The organism is Streptomyces sp. NRRL WC-3549, from assembly GCF_000721935.1.
In the GTDB taxonomy this organism is placed as follows: Bacteria; Actinomycetota; Actinomycetes; order Streptomycetales; family Streptomycetaceae; genus Streptomyces.
The window spans coordinates 127,183-128,861 of the sequence record NZ_KL585399.1 but is presented as its reverse complement, the minus strand read 5'-3'; the positions used below and the strand labels follow the sequence as shown (position 1 = coordinate 128,861).

Genomic DNA, 1,679 nt, shown 5'->3' with positions numbered 1-1,679 from the left:
CTGTCTCTTATACACATCTCGAGTCGCTGGCCCGCGTGTGCCTGCCGCTCGACGACTCGACCGTGGTGCTGTCCGGCCACGGCCCCCAGACGACCATCGGCCGCGAGCGCGCCTCCAACCCGTATCTGCACGGACTGGACGCGCCCCGCCGAGGAATGTGACGAGAGAACAGAAGCTGTGAGCACCTTCCAGGCCCCCAAGGGCACGTACGACCTGATCCCGCCGGACTCCGCGACGTTCCTGGCGGTGCGCGAGGCCATCTCCGCGCCCCTGCGCAACTCCGGCTACGGCTACATCGAGACGCCCGGCTTCGAGGACGTGGCCCTGTTCGCACGGGGCGTCGGTGAGTCCACCGACATCGTCTCCAAGGAGATGTACGCCTTCGAGACCAAGGGCGGCGACAGACTCGCGCTGCGCCCCGAGGGCACCGCCTCCGTGCTGCGCGCCGCGCTGGAGGCCAACCTCCACAAGGGGGGCAACCTCCCCGTCAAGCTCTGGTACTCCGGCTCGTACTACCGCTACGAGCGCCCGCAGAAGGGCCGTTACCGCCACTTCTCGCAGGTCGGCGCCGAGGCGATCGGGGCCGAGGACCCGGCGCTGGACGCCGAGCTGATCATCCTGGCCGACCAGGCGTACCGGTCGCTGGGGCTCCGGGAGTTCCGGATCCTGCTGAACTCGCTGGGCGACAAGGAGTGCCGCCCCGTCTACCGGGAGGCGCTCCAGGGCTTCCTGCGCGACCTCGACCTGGACGAGGACACCCGCCGCCGCATCGAGATCAACCCCCTGCGAGTGCTCGACGACAAGCGGGCCGAGGTCCAGAAGCAGCTGGCCGGCGCCCCGATGCTGCGCGACTACCTCTGCGACGCCTGCAAGGCGTACCACGAGGAGGTCCGCGCACTGCTGACGGCGGCCGGCGTGGTGTACGAGGACGACGAGAAGCTCGTCCGGGGCCTGGACTACTACACCCGCACCACCTTCGAGTTCGTCCACGACGGCCTGGGCTCCCAGTCCGCGGTGGGCGGCGGCGGCCGGTACGACGGCCTGTCCGAGATGATCGGCGGCCCCGCGCTGCCGTCCGTCGGCTGGGCGCTCGGAGTGGACCGCACGGTGCTCGCGCTGGAGGCGGAGGGCATCGAGCTCGCCATCCCCGCCACCACCAGCGTGTACGCGGTACCGCTCGGCGAGGAGGCGCGGCGCGTGCTCTTCGGCCTGGTCACCGAGCTCCGCAAGGCCGGGGTCGCCACGGACTTCGCGTTCGGCGGCCGGGGGCTCAAGGGCGCGATGAAGAGCGCCAACCGTTCCGGCGCCCGCTACACGGTCGTGGCCGGCGAGCGGGACCTCGCCGAGGGCAACGTCCAGCTCAAGGACATGGAGTCCGGGGAGCAGCAGCCCGTCGCGGTCGGCGACCTGGTGGCCGTGGTCCAGGGCAAGCTGGCCTGACCGGAGAGCCGTCGGTGGTGCCCGCCCGGTCCTTCGGGCGGGCACCACGCGTCTCGGCACCCGTCCTCCCGGCGGAGGGCGGCAGGCGCGGCTCACGGATCCGGCCCGCTCGGGTGCCAGTGCGGCGCCTGCTCCCGTCTTCCGCGTACCGGGGCCGCCGCCCCGCCCGTTCGTCAACACCCTCCGTCAACTCTGCGGGTACCGGTTCATCCGGGAAGACGAATCCGCTCCCGCGCCGC

General features: G+C 71.7%; 1 protein-coding gene and 1 pseudogene. Both read left to right on the top strand.

Annotation, left to right across the window (positions count from 1 at the left end; translation table 11 throughout):
• A pseudogene (locus tag IH13_RS42350) lies at positions 1 to 161 on the top strand (MBL fold metallo-hydrolase); the annotation flags it as partial.
• Between the two features lie 16 nt (positions 162 to 177).
• Positions 178 to 1,440 carry a histidine--tRNA ligase gene (gene hisS / locus IH13_RS0115500; RefSeq protein ID WP_031084806.1) on the top strand — a complete coding sequence of 421 codons (1,263 nt, stop codon included), beginning with the start codon at positions 178 to 180 and terminating at the stop codon, positions 1,438 to 1,440.
• Positions 1,441 to 1,679 lie beyond the last annotated feature (239 nt).